The organism is Pseudomonas sp. BC42, from assembly GCF_021560055.1.
In the GTDB taxonomy this organism is placed as follows: Bacteria; Pseudomonadota; Gammaproteobacteria; order Pseudomonadales; family Pseudomonadaceae; genus Aquipseudomonas.
This window is the reverse complement of sequence record NZ_CP091067.1, coordinates 1,473,319-1,488,342: the sequence shown is the minus strand read 5'-3', so window position 1 is coordinate 1,488,342 and position 15,024 is coordinate 1,473,319. Positions and strand designations below refer to the sequence as shown.

Below are 15,024 nucleotides of genomic sequence, written 5' to 3'. Positions count from 1 at the left end.
TGGATAAAAAGTCATACTAGCCATGTCCCCACGTCATGCCTTGGCTCCCCATGAAACGCCTTCCCCCCCTGCCCGCGCTGCACACTTTTCTGGTCACCGCCCAGTGCTGCAACTTCACCCGCGCCGCCGAGCAATTGCACATCACGCAAGGCGCCGTGAGCCGGCAGATCGCCGGACTGGAAAGCCACCTGGGTTATCCGTTGTTCCAGCGCCAGGCCCGCGGCCTGAGCCTCACGGCCGAAGGCCGGGAATGGCTGCCGCGGGTGCAGCAGGTGTTCGAACTGATCAATGGTGCGGTGGACGAGATCGGCGGGCGCAATCGCCACCTGCGGCTCAAGGCCCCGACCTGTGTGATGCGCTGGCTGCTGCCCCGCTTGCTGCAGTGGCAGAAGGAACGCCCCGAGGTGCCGGTGCAACTGACCACGACCATTGCCCACGGGGTGGATTTCGGCCGCGAGCCGTTTGACGCGGCGGTGATGTATGGCGCGCCGCCGCCCCCGACCCTGGGCTCGCGGCACCTGTTCAATGAACAGCTGACCCCGGTCTGCTCCCAGCCGCTGCTGGAAGGCCCGGTACCGCTCAAAAGCCCAGCCGACCTGCAACAGCACCTGCTGCTGCACCCATCCCATGACCAACGGGACTGGCAGACCTGGCTCAAGGCCGCCGGTACGCCACTGGACACCCTGGGCAAGGGCCAGCACTTCGAAACCCTGGACCTGGCGATGTCCGTGGCGTCCCAGGGCACGGGCGTGGCGATTGGTGACTGGGCGTTGATTGGCGATGACCTGAGTGCCGGGCGGCTGGTCATGCCCTTTGAATTGAAGGTGCCCACGGGGCAGGCGTATTACCTGGTGTACCCGGAACGTCCGGGGCCTTCGGCGGCCCTGCAGGAACTGCTGGACTGGCTGGTGGAACAGGCCCGACAGCGCTGAAGCAGAAAACCTGATGCCGGTAGACAGCAAAAAGGCCCGCGTGGGGCCTTCGACACTGAGTGCACCCCGGTAGCCGCCTGGAGCAGGCGGCTGCCGGGGCAATCGGCCGCTAATCAGTAACCAACGGTGAAACGCTGACGGCGATGAGCCGGTTTTTCCACTTCATCGAGCAGGGCGATGGCGTAGTCGGCAAAGCTGATCCAGCTGCGGCCTTCGGCGCTCACCAAGAGATCGTCCTGGCCCAGGCGGAAGTGCCCGGTACGTTCACCTTCGACGAACTCCGCCGATGGCGAAAGAAAGGTCCAGTCCAGATCCTGCTCCTTGCGCAAGGTGTCCAGGTACACGCCACCGGCGCTGGCCTCGGCCTTGTACTCCTCCGGGAAGCCCGGGCTGTCGATGACCTTGCCGCCGCCGGGCAACAGCAGCGAACCGGCACCGCCCACCACCAGCAGACGCTTGACCCCGGCCTTTTTCACCGGATCGATGATGGCATTGGCCGGGATGGTGGAAAAATGCGCGGCACTGATCACCACGTCGTGACCGGCCACAGCCGCCTGCAACGCAGCACTGTCGGCCACATCCACTTCGCGGGTGACCACGCCGGCACGCTGGCCGATCTTCGCTGTGCTACGGGCGATGGCGGTGACGCTGTGACCGCGACGCAGGGCTTCTTCCAGCAGTTGGCTACCGGCACGGCCGGTGGCGCCAATGATTGCGATGTTGCTCATGATGTGTCTCCAGTTGGCTAAGAGAGTACAGAGGCATCCGCCCCCACAGGGGAGCGGGTCAAACCGGTGTCACCACTTCATTTCGCCCTTGGCGACCTTGGCGCTCAGCTCCAGGGAGCTGTCTTCGCCCAGGTCCGGGTAACGCTTCTTCATGGCCGCGATCAGTGCGGCAGAATCCTTGGCCTTGGCTGTCTCTTCATCGAAGGCTTTGATGTAGTCCGCGGTGAAGTGCACCGGGGCCAGGGTACGGGCGCTGTCACCCAGGAAGTGCCCGGGGATCACGGTCTTGGGTTGCAGGCCCTCGATGGTCTTCAGGGTGCTCAGCCAGTCGGTATGGGACTGTGGCGTCTGGGTATCGGCCATCCACACGTGGATGTTTTCCGCGACCACCACGCCACCGACCACCGCCTTGATCGACGGAATCCAGACAAAGCTGCGGTCCGGCTGCTTGCCGTCCAGGCCGATGACTTCGAGCTTCTGCCCTTCCAGGGTCAGGCTGTGGCCCTTGAGCACACCGGGCACGATGGTCTTGGCCGGCACGTCAGCGCCCATTTTCGGGCCCCAGAACGCCAGCTTGCCGTCCACCGTGGCCTTGATGTGATCCACGGTCGGCTGCGAAGCCACGACCTTGGCGTCGGGGAAGGCGGCAGTCAGGGTGTCGAGGCCGAAGTAGTAGTCCGGGTCACCGTGGCTGATGTAGATGGTGGTCAGGTGCTTGCCGCTGGCGCGAATCTTGTCCACCAGTTGCTGGGCCTGGGACTTGCCGAACTGGGCGTCCACCAGGATGGCGTCCTTCTTGCCGCTGACCAGCACCGAGGTCACCGGGAAGATGGCATTGGCGCCCGGGTTGTAGACATCCAGTTGCAGGCTGGGCTCGGCGGCTGCGGCATGGGCGGCAAAACCCAGGGTGGCGGTGGCCAGCAGCAGGCGTTTGAGTGAGGTGAATCCGATCATGAAGGCAGCTCCGGCATCGATTGACAGGTGAGAAGTGGAGCAAGCTTAGTTGCCAGTCTCGTTACAAAAAATGCGATGCTTGAACATAGTTTGTTTCTGAAAGCGGGCAAATCATGGATCGTCTCCAAGCAATGCGGGTCTTCGTCACCGTCGTCGACCTGGGCAGCCAATCGGCCGCCGCCGACCACCTGGACCTGTCGCGACCGGTGGTTTCACGCTATCTGGCGGAACTGGAGGACTGGGTCGGCGCGCGGTTGATGCACCGCACCACGCGCAAGCTGAGTCTGACCGCCGCCGGCGGCGAGATCCTGCCCCGCTGCCGACAGATGCTGGAGTTGTCCAACGACATGCAGGCGGCGGTCGGCGAACCTGATGACGCGCCCCGCGGGCTGCTGCGCATCAGCGTCAGTACCTCGTTCGGCCAATCGCAACTGGCCGATGCCATGGCCGACTACGTCAAACGCTATCCGGGCGTGAGCATCGACCTGCAGATGCTCGATCGCACGGTGAACCTGGTGGATGAGCGCATCGACCTGGCCATCCGTACCAGCAACGACCTGGACCCGAACCTGATCGCCCGCCGCCTGACCGTCTGCCGCTCGGTGATCTGCGCGTCCCCGGCCTATCTGCGCGAACACCCGGCACCGCAACGGGTGGAAGAGCTGAGCCGGCACAACTGCCTGACCCACTCCTACTTCGGCAAGAGCCTGTGGCATTTCGAACAGGACGGCGAGCAGGTGTCAGTGCCGGTACAGGGCAACATCAGCGCCAACGAAGCCAGCACCCTGCTGCGCGCCACCGTGGCCGGCGCCGGTATCGCCATGCTCCCCAGCTACCAGGCCGGGGAGTACATCAAGCGCGCAGAGCTGGTGCGCCTGCTGCCCCATGCCGAACCGCGCAAGATGAACATGTACGCGGTCTACGCCTCGCGCAAGCACATGCCCGCCACCCTGCGCAGCATGCTGGACTTCCTGGTCCTCAGATTCCCCCAGGAACCGCTCTGGGACGTGGGGCTCTAGCCATACGATCGAACCGCTGAATACCTCGCCAATCAGACCGGCCAGCGGTCTGGCAAGCAACGGCAACTGACCTATGCTGATAACAGTACCCCCTCAAATGACGGGGGTATTGGTTCAGAGGTTTTAGCCATGAACGTCAAGACAAGAAGGTACCTGGCCATCTTCATGACCTGCACCGTGACCCTGGCGCTTTACGGTACCGCGGCTTATCGCGTCGAGCAGGCCCGCATGCAGCCGCGCAACTACGCCAGCTGCAACCTGGAACGCTGCATCCCCCACAACGCCACCCTGAACGCCCTCAGGTGAGTGACGACGCCACGCCGTCTCCGGCCTGATCGGCCTTGAGCCGGTCGCGGAACACCTTGGGCGAGATGCCTTCGCGGCGCCGGAACAGCCGGGTGAAGTTGGTGGGGTCGGAAAACCCCAGCTCATCGGAGATCTCGTAGATGGTCATCCCGGTGTAGGTCAGCAGGCGCTTGGCTTCCAGCAACTGGCGCTGGTGGATGATCTGCAGCGCCGGTTGCCCGGCCAGCTCACGGCAGGTGCCATTGAGGTGCGACACCGAGATACCGAGTTTCTGCGCCAGATCCTCGACCTTCAGATGCTCGCGGTAATGGGCCTCGACCAACTGAATGAAGCCATTGAAATATTCCCGGGCGCGCTGCGGACGCTGGCTGGCACTGCTGCACTGCAGAGCCCGGCGCCCGATCCAGACCACGATCGTGCTCACCAGCGCATGCATGAGCATTTCCCGGGCAGGTTGCTGTCCCTGGTATTCATTCTGCAGGGCGGCGAACTGCCCGTTCAGGTATTGCGTATCCTCCCCGGCCGGATAGCTGCCCGACTTCGCCAGGGCAGTTGCCGAGGCTCCCAACTGAGCTTGCAAGTGGCTGACCAGCGGCGCTGCCAGAGTCACGACAAAGCCTTCGATGTCTTCGGAAAAACGAAAGCCGTGCACCGACAGCGGTGGCAACACCTGGACCAGCGGCTCGTCCAGCAGCCTGTGCTGCCCTTCGACCTGCAACTGCGCCTGCCCGCGACTGATAAACAGCAACTGGCAGAGGTCGGCGTGTCGATGGGGTTTTATTTCCCAATGGTGCTCGCGGCTGCGCTGGCTGATGGGTTCGCAATGAAGCAGGTCCGGGGTCGGCCAGCCCAGGCTTTCGCCATAGAGTTTGAACACGGGAATGGGCGCAAGGGCAGGCTTGTTCATCACTACAGTCCAGGCCTCAGAGTATCGGGGGGACATTTGCACCGATCGGCGAAATGCTCGGGTAACCGCCAGGTTCCACCGGTCAATTGACAGGTTCACCCAGGAAAAATGCAAGCACCGCACACACAAATGAACATTCGTACAGTCAAGGTTCAGGCTGCCGGTACAGGGCCGACACTATACAGAATGCGTCCCATTACCCGGCATCAGCAAGTGCCACAAAGCTTTTCCGGAACGCGGCAGACGAGACGGTCTGGCGCGACACCCCGAGTTGAAAAACCTGCATGAAAATCTCCCGGCACCAGGCTGGCGGAGCTATCCGATAGCTCCCTATCGAGTACACTGGCGCCTAACCCCGCCGGCCTTGCCGCACCGGGTCAATTACCGCCCGCAGGTTCTTTCGTGACTCACCTCCAACAACCCGTCCCGACCAAACCGGCCATCCGCAGCGTGCTGATCGCCCTGATGCTGGCGATCTTTCTCGGCGCCCTGGACCAGACCATCGTCGCTGTCTCCATGCCGGCCATTTCCGCCCAGTTCAAGGATGTCAGCCTGCTGGCCTGGGTCATCTCCGGCTACATGGTGGCAATGACCGTGGCCGTGCCGATCTACGGCAAGCTCGGCGATCTCTATGGCCGGCGACGGCTGATGCTGTTCGGCATGGGCCTGTTCACCCTGGCGTCACTGTTCTGCGGCCTGGCACAGAACATGGAGCAACTGGTGCTGGCGCGGATCTTCCAGGGCATCGGTGCCGGCGGCATGATCTCGGTGAGCCAGGCGATCATCGGCGACATAGTCCCGCCCCGGGAGCGCGGTCGCTACCAGGGCTACTTCAGCAGCATGTACGCAGTGGCCAGTGTCGCCGGCCCGGTGCTGGGCGGCTACATGACCGAGTTTCTCTCATGGCGCTGGGTGTTTCTGATCAACCTGCCCCTGGGCCTGGGCGCCTGGTGGGTGGCCCATCGCACCCTGGTAGGGTTGCCGGTGCCCCAGCGCAAACCGATCATCGACTACCTCGGCACCGTGCTGCTGATCATCGGCCTGAGCGCCCTGCTGCTGGGCATCACGCAGGTGGGCCAGGGCCATTCCTGGCGCAGTGCCGACGTGCTCGACCTGCTGGCCATCGCCGTCATCGTCCTGGCCCTGTTCGTCTGGCATGAACGACGGGCCCGGGAACCCCTGCTGCCGATGCACCTGTTCGCCAACCGCAACGCGCTGCTGTGCTGGTGCACGATCTTCTTCACCAGCTTCCAGGCCATCTCGCTGATCGTGCTGATGCCGCTGCGCTTTCAGAGCATCACCGGGGCCGGGGCCGACAGCGCCGCCCTGCACCTGCTGCCCCTGGCCATGGGCCTGCCCATGGGCGCCTACTGCGCCGGCCGCCTGACCTCGGTGACCGGACGCTATAAACCCATGATCCTCGGTGGCGCGCTGCTGATGCCGCTGGCGATTCTCGGCATGGCCCTGGTGCCGCCCCAAGCGCTGCTGCCGAGCGGCCTGTGCATGTTGCTCTGCGGAATCGCCAGCGGCATGCAGTTCCCCACCTCCCTGGTGGGCAGCCAGAACTCGGTGGAGCAGCGGGACATCGGCGTCGCCACCAGCACCACCAACCTGTTTCGCGCCCTGGGCGGTGCGGTGGGGGTGGCGCTGATGTCGGCGCTGCTGCTGGCCTTGCTGCAGGATTCCAGCCTGGCCCATTTAAGCGGCGCCGGGCTGATGGGCGAAGGTCAATCCGGCAACGCGCTGCTGGACGGTCTGAATGCCGCCCCCGGTCCCGCGCGGGAGGCCTTGCGCAACGAACTGTTGCTGACCTTCCGCCATCTGCTGCTGGTCAGTGCCGGGGTTTCCCTGCTGGGCCTGGCGGCGGCCATTGCCATGCCCAACCGGCTGTTGCGCGGGCGTGAAGACAAGGCCTGAGGGACCACCCGCCGCCAGCCGCCGGACCAGGGCGGCCAGCGGCCCGCAACCGGGAGTCAGGGGCTGTAGTAGCCCACCGCAACCAGCACCCGGCCCACCTTGCGCAGATAGGCGTGCTTGTCCTCGACCTTGCCGGTCACCGGATTCTTCCAGCGGTACTGGTATTCCCCCTGGTCCTGGCGAGCCATGAGCGCCAGGATCGGTTCCCCCACCGGCTTGCCCTCGGGATCCCTGATCTTGGCGAAATCGGTGTTGAGCAGCCGCAGGTTGGTGCCGTGGGCCAGATAGCGCCGGCTGTCGAGGTCCACCACGAACACATACAGATCGTCTTCGAGAAACCCGCCCCGCAGATCATTGATGGCCTTGAGGGTGCCGGCGCGGTCGCGCTCCAAGGCCGTGGCCGCCCGTTCCAGCAAGGCCTTGGCCTGGTCGGCCGAGGCCCGTGGCAGGTAATACCCCACTGCCAGGATGCGCTCGCCGATACGCTGGAAATACACATGCTTGCGCTCGATCTTGCCGTCGGCCCAGTTCTGCCAGCGGTATTCGGCCTGCTGGATGCCATTGGCCTCGGGAGTCTTCAGCGCGTCCTTGAACGCCTTGCGCAGGTCCGGCCCCAGTACCTCGGAGACATCACGGCCAATCAGCGCCGACGAAGGACCGCCACTGGCCAGCATCACGCCCCGGGTATCGACCACGAACACATAACGATCGCGATCGACGAACTCGCCTTGACGACTGAACGCCGCGAACGCCTTGTCACCCTGGTCGTGGTAATAGCGCAGGGCCTTTTCCAGCAACGCGCGGGCCGCCACCGAATCATCGGCAGCCGGTACCGCCGCCTGCAGCGACCCCATGCAGAGCCACAGCAGCCATCCCAGCCAGGTCGTTTTCTTCACTCGCCTCATCGCTCGCTCCTCGTTCCCGTTGGCGTGTGAAGAGCGTAGACGGCGGCAGGATATGGTCGAGTATTCAGCAAACCCTGGCTGGCCCTCCCCCGCCACCACAGGCGGGGGGCTGAGCCTTCAAGGACGGTTGTTGATCTGCTGCTGCAGGTTCTGGATCTGGCTTTGCAGAGTATTGATGTTGCGGGTGACCTGACCACGGAAGGCATCGAACTCGGCAGTGCTGGCGCCGTTCTGCGCGGCGGCGGGACGATTGTCCTGTTCGCTCTTGAGCACCACCAGTTCCTGTTCCAGGCGCTCGATGGCGGCGCTCGGGTTGCCCTGTTTTTTCAGCGCGGCCAGATCGGCGTTCAGACTCTTGAGCTGGGCATCGAGCTTGCCGGCATCGCTCTGGGCGCCCTTGAGGCTCGCCAGCTCAGCACTCAGGGCTTTGACCTGGGCCTGCAACTGGCTGTTGGCCGCCTGCTGTTCGCCGGTCTGGGCACTCATCTGCGCCAGGCGCTTGTCCAGGTCGGTGGCCTGGCCCGCCACGCCCTGCTGCTGTCGGCTCTGGTCCTGCAAGCGGCTTTCCAACTGTTTGATCTGCAGCTTCAACGCTTCGCTGTCGGTGGTGACATTGGTCTGGCTGGCCACCACCTTGCCGGAAATGTCCTGCAAGCGTCCGGCCGCCTCTTCGCTGATCCTGGCGAAGCTTTCCTGGGTCGCCACCAGCTGCTGCTCCATCAGCGAGATCTGCTGAAAGCTCCACCAGGCCAGACCGATGAAGGCAAAGAACAGCGCACCGACCAGTGCCCACAAAGGACCGGTGCTGGGCCCCTTGACCTTGACCACCGGGGTGCTGCGCGAATGCACGGTGGTGCGTTCGCGGGCAGCGTGGGTGGTGGGGAAGACATCGTCGTCGAGGGGATCGGCGCGCAGACTTGGAACGTCATCGAAGTCATCGTGTGCATCGTTACGCATGGGGCAACCTTTATGGACCGCGGTGATGGCTGAGTGCGGCGAGTATAAACCGCTAATCAGCCCGGCCAATGGACCGGACCGGGCAAGCGGGGTTCAGTCTTTGATTTCAGCTTATGTCCTGAGCCTTCCACCAGGTACAGAACTCATCCAGGGCGCTCCACAGACTGACCTTGGGCTCATACCCCAGGTAATGCCGGGCGCGACTGATGTCCAGGGTGAAGTTCTTGTCCATGACCTGCATGCCCAGGCGCGACAGCGTCGGCTCCGGGCGTCCGGGCCAGAGCTTGCAGAACCCCTCGTTGAGCGCCGCGACGCTGTAGGCCAGGCCAAAGGAGCGATAGCGGGTGACTTGCGGCACCTGCATCTGGCGCATCACGTAGTTGACCACGTCCCACAGCGGCACCGGTGCGCCGTTGCTGATGTTGTAGACCTTGCCCAGGGCCGAGCCGCCGACCTGCAGGCTGCTGAACAGGGCCTCGTTGAGGTTGTGCACACTGGTGAAGTCGACCTTGTTCAGGCCATTGCCGACGATGGCCAGGCGGCCTTTGCGCTGCATCTTCAACAGCCGCGGAAAGATGCTCATGTCGCCGGCGCCAGTGACGAAGCGCGGGCGCAACGCAATCACCTCCAGGCCGAACTCCTGGGCGCCGAAGACCTTCTGTTCGGCCAGGAACTTGGTGGCCGCATACGGGTGCTTGAAGCGCTTGGGCACCTGTTCCTCGGTCAGCCCCAGATGATCGCGACCATCAAAATAGACCGATGGCGAAGACAGGTGCACCAGGCGTTGCACCCGCTGTTTGAGGCAGGCTTCGACCACGTTCTCGGTGACCAGCACATTGCCCAGATGGAAGTCCTGATAGCGCCCCCACAGGCCCACGGCACCGGCGCAATGCACCACGGTATCAACGTCGCGGCACAGCTCGCGGACCAGATCGGCGTCGCTCAGGTCGCCCGGGATGAACTCCGCGCCGCGGCGCACCAGATGCTCCACCGCTTCGGCACGCCGGCCATTGACCCGCACCTCCAGGCCCTGCTCAAGGGCAAAGCGAGCAAAGCGCCCGCCGATGAAGCCGCTTGCGCCGGTAACCAGAATCTTCATGAAATATTCCTAAGAAAAGCAGTGACGAACCACAGAAAAGCAGGGACAAGCCACGAGCGACAAGCTGCAAGTGCACAGCCGCGGATTGACTGTCGCTTGACGCTCATGGCTGCTCCCAGGGCACCAACCATTGTGCAGATAGACGAGCCAGGTGTTCGGTCAACAACCCGAGCAACTGCCCGCCATTGCGCCAATGATGCCAGTACAACGGCACATCGATGGGTTTATCCGGCAAAAGCTCCACCAGCGAACCGCGCTGCAGTTGCTCGCGAACCTGCAGCTCGGGCACCAGTCCCCAGCCCAGGCCGGCTTCGGTGAGGCGGATGAAGCCTTCGGATGACGGGCACAGATGATGCTCGAAACCGCCGTTGACGCCCAGGGAGGCGAGGTAACGATGCTGCAGGAAGTCGTCGGGACCGAACACCAGCGCCGGGGTCCGGGCCAGTTGCTCGGCACGCACGCCCTGGGGGAAGTGCCGCGCGACAAATGCCGGGCTGGCCAGGGCCCGGTAGCGCATGGCCCCCAGCAGCAGGCTGCGGGCCCCCGCCACTGGACGCTCGCTGGCGCAGACACAGGCGGCCACTTCCCCGGCCCGCATGCGCTTGAGGCCCACGGTCTGGTCCTCCACCACCAGGTCCAGCAGCAGGCGATGCTCGGCGCAGAAGTCCCCCACGGCCTGGGCCCACCAGGTGGCCAGGCTGTCGGCATTGAGGGCGATGCGCAAGCGCTCCGGCAGCCCTTCTTCATCCAGGGCTGGCACCAGGCTTTGCAGGTCCCGCTCCAACAGACGCACTTGTTGCACATGGTTGAGCAGGCGCCGGCCGATTTCCGTGGGCGCCGGCGGTGTCGCCCGCACCAGCACCGGCTGCCCGACCCGGGCCTCCAGCAGTTTGATGCGCTGGGAAATCGCCGACTGCGACAACCCCAGCACCTGGGCCGCCCGTTCGAAGCCTGCCTGTTCGATCACCGCAGCCAGGGCGGAAAGCAGCTTGTAGTCGAACATCAGTTTTCCTAATGAGTGATCAGCAATATTGGTTTTTCTTATACGGCATGCAACCGGAAAATAGCCAGCCTAAAGCCTCGGTAATACCTCTTCGTTAAAGGATTCTGTTCATGGCCGGTGAAACTTCCCTCACAACCCTGCTGCGCAGCATGAGCCCGCAACTCAACGACGGCGAATACGTGTTCTGTTCCCTCGCTGACCACAGCCTGCTGCAGGGCGTCGAGGTGCTGGGCAGTTTTCGCGAACAGGAAGGCCTGACGGTGATCATCCAGCGGCAGGAAGCCGAACGCCTGGGGCTGGTCTTCGATTACGTCGCGGCCTGGATCACCCTCAATGTGCATTCGGCACTCCAGGCGGTCGGCCTGACGGCCGCCTTTGCCGGCGCGCTGGGCCGAGCCGGGATCAGTTGCAACGTGATCGCCGGCTACTACCACGATCACCTGTTTGTCGGTCAGGCAGATGCCCAGCGGGCCATGCAGGTCCTGCAGCAACTGGCCGCCGGCGAGGAGCAATGAACATGTGGCAAAGCTATGTGAACGGCCTGTTGGTGGCCGCCGGCCTGATCATGGCCATCGGTACGCAAAACGCTTTCGTCCTGGCCCAGAGTCTGCGCCGTGAGCACCACCTGCCGGTGGCGGCACTGTGCGTCACCTGCGATGCCCTGCTGGTGGCCGCCGGAGTATTCGGCCTGGCCACCGTGCTCGCCCAGAGTCCGATGCTGCTGGCCGTGGCGCGCTGGGGCGGGGCGGCGTTCCTGATCTGGTATGGAGCCCAGGCGCTGCGCCGGGCCTGCTCCAGGCAAAGCCTGCAACAGGGCGAAGGCCAGACCGTGCGCTCCCTGCGGGCGGTGATGCTCAGCGCCCTGGCGGTGACCCTGCTCAACCCTCACGTGTACCTGGACACCGTGCTGCTGATCGGCTCGCTGGGGGCTCAGCAGACCGAACCGGGCGCCTATGTGGTCGGTGCTGCGAGTGCTTCGCTGTTGTGGTTCTTCACCCTGGCCTTGGGCGCCGCCTGGCTGGCTCCCTGGCTCGCCCGACCGAGCACCTGGAGGATTCTCGACCTGCTGGTGGCGGTGATGATGTTCAGCGTGGCGTTGCAGTTGATCAGCGCTGCGTGACTTATTCCAAAAGGCTCTGGAACCTCTATCCCACACAGTTGTTGCGTGGTTAAGCCGCACCCCCGGTGCTATGATCCGATCCCTGCGCCGCAAAGAGTACAAACTCCCCGGCGCATGTCCGGCCGCCCGTGATCGGCCTTGCGCTCACCGCAACTGACCTGATTAGGAGAATCATCATGGCTTTCGAATTGCCGCCGCTGCCCTATGCACACGACGCCCTGCAGCCGCACATTTCCAAGGAAACCCTGGAATACCACCACGACAAGCACCACAACACCTATGTCGTGAACCTGAACAACCTGGTGCCAGGCACCGAGTTCGAAGGCAAGACTCTGGAAGAGATCGTCAAAACCTCTTCGGGCGGCATCTTCAACAACGCAGCCCAGGTCTGGAACCACACTTTCTACTGGAACTGCCTGGCGCCAAACGCCGGCGGCCAACCTACCGGCGCACTGGCCGAAGCCATCAACGCGGCATTCGGTTCGTTCGACAAGTTCAAAGAAGAATTCACCAAGACTTCGGTTGGCACCTTCGGTTCCGGCTGGGGCTGGCTGGTGAAGAAGGCTGACGGTTCCCTGGCCCTGGCCAGCACCATCGGCGCCGGCAACCCGCTGACCAGCGGCGACACCCCGCTGCTGACCTGCGACGTCTGGGAACACGCCTACTACATCGACTACCGCAACGTTCGTCCTAAGTACGTCGAGGCGTTCTGGAACCTGGTCAACTGGAAATTCGTGGCTGAGCAGTTCGAAGGCAAGAACTTCGTCGCTTAAGTCCGTTTGCAGTGCAAAAAACCCGGCCTGGCCGGGTTTTTTTTGCCTTGGACAAAGCTGGCATCTTGTCCCGCCCAGCCGAGGCGCTAAGATTCATCTGATGTAAAAAACAACGCCGCCCCTCAAGTTGCAAGGCGTCGCTACCGACACACTATCCACAGCTAGAGCAATCCTGAATCTGATCACCCGGGCCTGGCCCGCAGACGTCCCGTTTTCGGCGCTGATGTCACTTTGACGGCTATCACGGGATTGCCAATACTCACGGCAACTTGACGCTACACGCACGGAACAAGGAATAGCCCTTTGAAGCTGGAACTCAAAAACAGCTTGTCGGTGAAGTTGCTCCGGGTTGTGCTGCTGTCGGCACTCATCGTCGGCGTGGTTCTGAGCTGCGCCCAGATCGTCTTCGACGCCTACAAGACCCGGCAGGCGGTCGCGAACGATGCCCAGCGCATTCTCGACATGTTTCGCGACCCATCGACACAGGCCGTCTACAGCCTGGATCGGGAAATGGGCATGCAAGTCATTGAAGGCCTGTTCCAGGATGACGCGGTGCGCATGGCGTCCATCGGCCACCCCAACGAAACCATGCTGGCGGAGAAATCCCGCGAGCTGCAGCATTCCCCCAGTCGCTGGCTCACGGACCTGATCCTTGGCCAGGAACGCACCTTCACCACCCAACTGGTTGGCCGCGGGCCCTACAGCGAGTATTACGGCGACCTGAGCATTACCCTCGACACCGCCACCTATGGCCAGGATTTCATCATCAGCTCGGTGATCATCTTTGTCTCAGGGGTCCTGCGCGCCCTGGCCATGGGCCTGGTGCTGTACCTGGTCTATCACTGCCTGCTGACCAAGCCGTTGTCACGGATCATCGAGCACCTGACCAACATCAACCCCGACCGCCCCAGTGAACACCAGCTGCCCCTGCTCAAGGGCCACGAAAAGAACGAACTGGGGATCTGGATCAACACCGCCAACCAGTTGCTGGCCTCCATCGAGCGCAACACCCATTTGCGCCACGAGGCGGAAAACAGCCTGCTGCGCATGTCCCAATACGACTTCCTCACCGGCCTGCCCAATCGCCAGCAACTGCAACAACAGCTGGACAAGATCCTGGTAGACGCCGGCCGCCTGCAACGCAGGGTCGCCGTGCTGTGTGTCGGTCTGGACGACTTCAAGGGCATCAACGAACAGTTCAGTTACCAGACCGGTGACCAGTTGCTGCTAGCCCTGGCCGACCGCCTGCGTGGCCACAGCGGCCGTCTCGGTGCCCTGGCGCGTTTGGGCGGCGACCAGTTCGCCCTGGTCCAGGCCGATATCGAACAGCCCTACGAAGCGGCGGAACTGGCGCAAAGCATCCTCGACGACCTGGAAGCCACCTTTGCTCTCGATCATCAGGAAATCCGCCTGCGCGCCACCATCGGCATCACCCTGTTCCCGGAAGACGGCGACAGCACGGAAAAACTCCTGCAGAAAGCCGAACAGACCATGACCCTGGCCAAGAGCCGCTCACGCAACCGTTATCAGTTCTACATCGCCAGCGTCGACAGCGAGATGCGCCGGCGCCGGGAACTGGAAAAGGACCTGCGCGAAGCCCTGATCCGGGAACAGTTCTTCCTCGTCTATCAACCGCAGATCAGCTATCGCGACCATCGGGTAGTGGGGGTCGAGGCCCTGATCCGCTGGCAGCACCCCGAGCACGGCATGGTGCCGCCGGACCTGTTCATCCCCCTGGCGGAACAGAACGGCACCATCATCGCCATCGGTGAATGGGTACTGGACCAGGCCTGTCGCCAACTGCGGGAATGGCACGACATGGGGTTCACCGACCTGCGCATGGCGGTCAACCTGTCCACGGTGCAACTGCACCACGCCGAACTGCCACGGGTGGTCAACAACCTGCTGCAGATCTACCGCCTGCCGCCCCGCAGCCTGGAACTGGAAGTTACCGAAACCGGCCTGATGGAAGACATCAGCACCGCCGCCCAGCACCTGCTGAGCCTGCGCCGCTCCGGGGCGTTGATCGCCATCGACGACTTCGGCACCGGCTATTCGTCCCTGAGCTACCTGAAAAGCCTGCCCCTGGACAAGATCAAGATCGACAAGAGCTTCGTGCAGGACCTGCTGGATGACGACGACGATGCCACCATCGTGCGCGCCATCATCCAACTGGGCAAAAGCCTGGGCATGCAAGTGATTGCCGAGGGCGTGGAAACCGCCGAACAGGAGGCCTATATCATCTCCGAAGGCTGTCATGAAGGTCAGGGCTACCACTACAGCAAACCCCTGCCGGCCCGGGAGCTGAGTGCCTACCTGAAACAGGCGCAGCGCAGTAACGCGGCCATCCTCTGAACCGGGTATTGCGCCGGTCCCCCCGGCTGACGCAATCCTGCGCTGAATA

15 protein-coding genes are annotated in these 15,024 nt (G+C 63.3%); 8 read left to right on the top strand and 7 right to left on the bottom strand.

Features of this window, described 5'->3' with window-relative positions; translation table 11 throughout:
* The first annotated feature begins 50 nt into the window (after positions 1–50).
* On the top strand, positions 51–932 hold the full coding sequence (locus L1O02_RS07035) for a LysR substrate-binding domain-containing protein (protein ID WP_060842006.1): 882 nt from the start codon (positions 51–53) through the stop codon (positions 930–932).
* Positions 933–1,045: 113 nt separating this feature from the next.
* Here L1O02_RS07035 and L1O02_RS07030 read toward each other — a convergent pair whose 3' ends face one another.
* A complete protein-coding gene (locus L1O02_RS07030) occupies positions 1,046–1,660 on the bottom strand; it encodes an NAD(P)-dependent oxidoreductase (protein ID WP_060840766.1) in 615 nt (204 codons plus the stop codon).
* A gap of 69 nt (positions 1,661–1,729) precedes the next feature.
* Positions 1,730–2,614 (bottom strand): MBL fold metallo-hydrolase, encoded by an 885-nt coding sequence (locus L1O02_RS07025; RefSeq protein ID WP_108545319.1) that lies wholly within the window; start codon positions 2,612–2,614, stop codon positions 1,730–1,732.
* A 113-nt stretch (positions 2,615–2,727) separates the two neighbouring features.
* Between L1O02_RS07025 and L1O02_RS07020 the strand changes: the two genes are divergently transcribed.
* Together L1O02_RS07020 and L1O02_RS07015 are read left to right on the top strand one after the other, a co-directional pair.
* On the top strand, positions 2,728–3,633 hold the full coding sequence (locus tag L1O02_RS07020) for a LysR family transcriptional regulator (protein ID WP_060840768.1): 906 nt from the start codon (positions 2,728–2,730) through the stop codon (positions 3,631–3,633).
* 129 nt (positions 3,634–3,762) lie between these two features.
* Positions 3,763–3,939: a hypothetical protein gene (locus L1O02_RS07015; RefSeq protein WP_016968420.1), complete on the top strand. Its 177-nt coding sequence runs from the start codon at positions 3,763–3,765 to the stop codon at positions 3,937–3,939.
* On the opposite strand, the gene L1O02_RS07010 is transcribed toward L1O02_RS07015, so the two are convergent.
* Positions 3,932–4,846, bottom strand: a complete 915-nt coding sequence (locus L1O02_RS07010; protein WP_060840769.1) for a helix-turn-helix domain-containing protein — start codon at positions 4,844–4,846, stop codon at positions 3,932–3,934. The two genes, L1O02_RS07015 and L1O02_RS07010, sit on opposite strands and share 8 nt — an antisense overlap.
* A gap of 402 nt (positions 4,847–5,248) precedes the next feature.
* Here L1O02_RS07010 and L1O02_RS07005 point away from each other — a divergent pair, with 402 nt between their 5' ends.
* The gene (locus L1O02_RS07005; protein WP_060844461.1) at positions 5,249–6,763 is read left to right on the top strand and encodes an MDR family MFS transporter; all 1,515 of its coding nucleotides are present in this window, start codon (positions 5,249–5,251) and stop codon (positions 6,761–6,763) included.
* Between the two features lie 56 nt (positions 6,764–6,819).
* Here L1O02_RS07005 and L1O02_RS07000 read toward each other — a convergent pair whose 3' ends face one another.
* The 4 genes from L1O02_RS07000 to L1O02_RS06985 form a co-directional block, all read right to left on the bottom strand.
* Entirely contained in the window at positions 6,820–7,668 is an 849-nt protein-coding gene (locus tag L1O02_RS07000; protein ID WP_108545317.1) for a cache domain-containing protein, read from the bottom strand.
* A gap of 117 nt (positions 7,669–7,785) precedes the next feature.
* Positions 7,786–8,625: an ATPase gene (locus tag L1O02_RS06995; protein ID WP_235759727.1), complete on the bottom strand. Its 840-nt coding sequence runs from the start codon at positions 8,623–8,625 to the stop codon at positions 7,786–7,788.
* A gap of 106 nt (positions 8,626–8,731) precedes the next feature.
* A complete protein-coding gene (locus L1O02_RS06990; RefSeq protein WP_060840773.1) occupies positions 8,732–9,724 on the bottom strand; it encodes an NAD-dependent epimerase/dehydratase family protein in 993 nt (330 codons plus the stop codon).
* A gap of 103 nt (positions 9,725–9,827) precedes the next feature.
* Positions 9,828–10,727 carry a LysR family transcriptional regulator ArgP gene (locus L1O02_RS06985; RefSeq protein ID WP_060840774.1) on the bottom strand — a complete coding sequence of 300 codons (900 nt, stop codon included), beginning with the start codon at positions 10,725–10,727 and terminating at the stop codon, positions 9,828–9,830.
* Positions 10,728–10,837: 110 nt separating this feature from the next.
* Between L1O02_RS06985 and L1O02_RS06980 the strand changes: the two genes are divergently transcribed.
* The 4 genes from L1O02_RS06980 to L1O02_RS06965 all read left to right on the top strand — a co-directional run bounded on the left by L1O02_RS06980 (position 10,838) and on the right by L1O02_RS06965 (position 14,975).
* Complete coding sequence (locus L1O02_RS06980) at positions 10,838–11,242, top strand: ACT domain-containing protein (protein ID WP_060840775.1); 405 nt, start codon at positions 10,838–10,840, stop codon at positions 11,240–11,242.
* A 2-nt stretch (positions 11,243–11,244) separates the two neighbouring features.
* Positions 11,245–11,847 (top strand): LysE/ArgO family amino acid transporter, encoded by a 603-nt coding sequence (locus tag L1O02_RS06975; RefSeq protein WP_060840776.1) that lies wholly within the window; start codon positions 11,245–11,247, stop codon positions 11,845–11,847.
* A gap of 176 nt (positions 11,848–12,023) precedes the next feature.
* Positions 12,024–12,620, top strand: a complete 597-nt coding sequence (locus L1O02_RS06970; protein WP_011063080.1) for a Fe-Mn family superoxide dismutase — start codon at positions 12,024–12,026, stop codon at positions 12,618–12,620.
* A 303-nt stretch (positions 12,621–12,923) separates the two neighbouring features.
* Positions 12,924–14,975, top strand: a complete 2,052-nt coding sequence (locus L1O02_RS06965; RefSeq protein ID WP_060840777.1) for a GGDEF domain-containing phosphodiesterase — start codon at positions 12,924–12,926, stop codon at positions 14,973–14,975.
* Positions 14,976–15,024 lie beyond the last annotated feature (49 nt).

Coding starts and splice junctions, on each gene's coding strand:
- L1O02_RS07035 (WP_060842006.1), top strand. CDS start 51: ATGAAACGCCTTCCCCCCCTGCCCGCGCTGCACACTTTTCTGGTCACC.
- L1O02_RS07030 (WP_060840766.1), bottom strand. CDS start 1,660: ATGAGCAACATCGCAATCATTGGCGCCACCGGCCGTGCCGGTAGCCAA.
- L1O02_RS07025 (WP_108545319.1), bottom strand. CDS start 2,614: ATGATCGGATTCACCTCACTCAAACGCCTGCTGCTGGCCACCGCCACC.
- L1O02_RS07020 (WP_060840768.1), top strand. CDS start 2,728: ATGGATCGTCTCCAAGCAATGCGGGTCTTCGTCACCGTCGTCGACCTG.
- L1O02_RS07015 (WP_016968420.1), top strand. CDS start 3,763: ATGAACGTCAAGACAAGAAGGTACCTGGCCATCTTCATGACCTGCACC.
- L1O02_RS07010 (WP_060840769.1), bottom strand. CDS start 4,846: ATGAACAAGCCTGCCCTTGCGCCCATTCCCGTGTTCAAACTCTATGGC.
- L1O02_RS07000 (WP_108545317.1), bottom strand. CDS start 7,668: ATGAGGCGAGTGAAGAAAACGACCTGGCTGGGATGGCTGCTGTGGCTC.
- L1O02_RS06995 (WP_235759727.1), bottom strand. CDS start 8,625: ATGCGTAACGATGCACACGATGACTTCGATGACGTTCCAAGTCTGCGC.
- L1O02_RS06990 (WP_060840773.1), bottom strand. CDS start 9,724: ATGAAGATTCTGGTTACCGGCGCAAGCGGCTTCATCGGCGGGCGCTTT.
- L1O02_RS06985 (WP_060840774.1), bottom strand. CDS start 10,727: ATGTTCGACTACAAGCTGCTTTCCGCCCTGGCTGCGGTGATCGAACAG.
- L1O02_RS06980 (WP_060840775.1), top strand. CDS start 10,838: ATGGCCGGTGAAACTTCCCTCACAACCCTGCTGCGCAGCATGAGCCCG.
- L1O02_RS06975 (WP_060840776.1), top strand. CDS start 11,245: ATGTGGCAAAGCTATGTGAACGGCCTGTTGGTGGCCGCCGGCCTGATC.
- L1O02_RS06970 (WP_011063080.1), top strand. CDS start 12,024: ATGGCTTTCGAATTGCCGCCGCTGCCCTATGCACACGACGCCCTGCAG.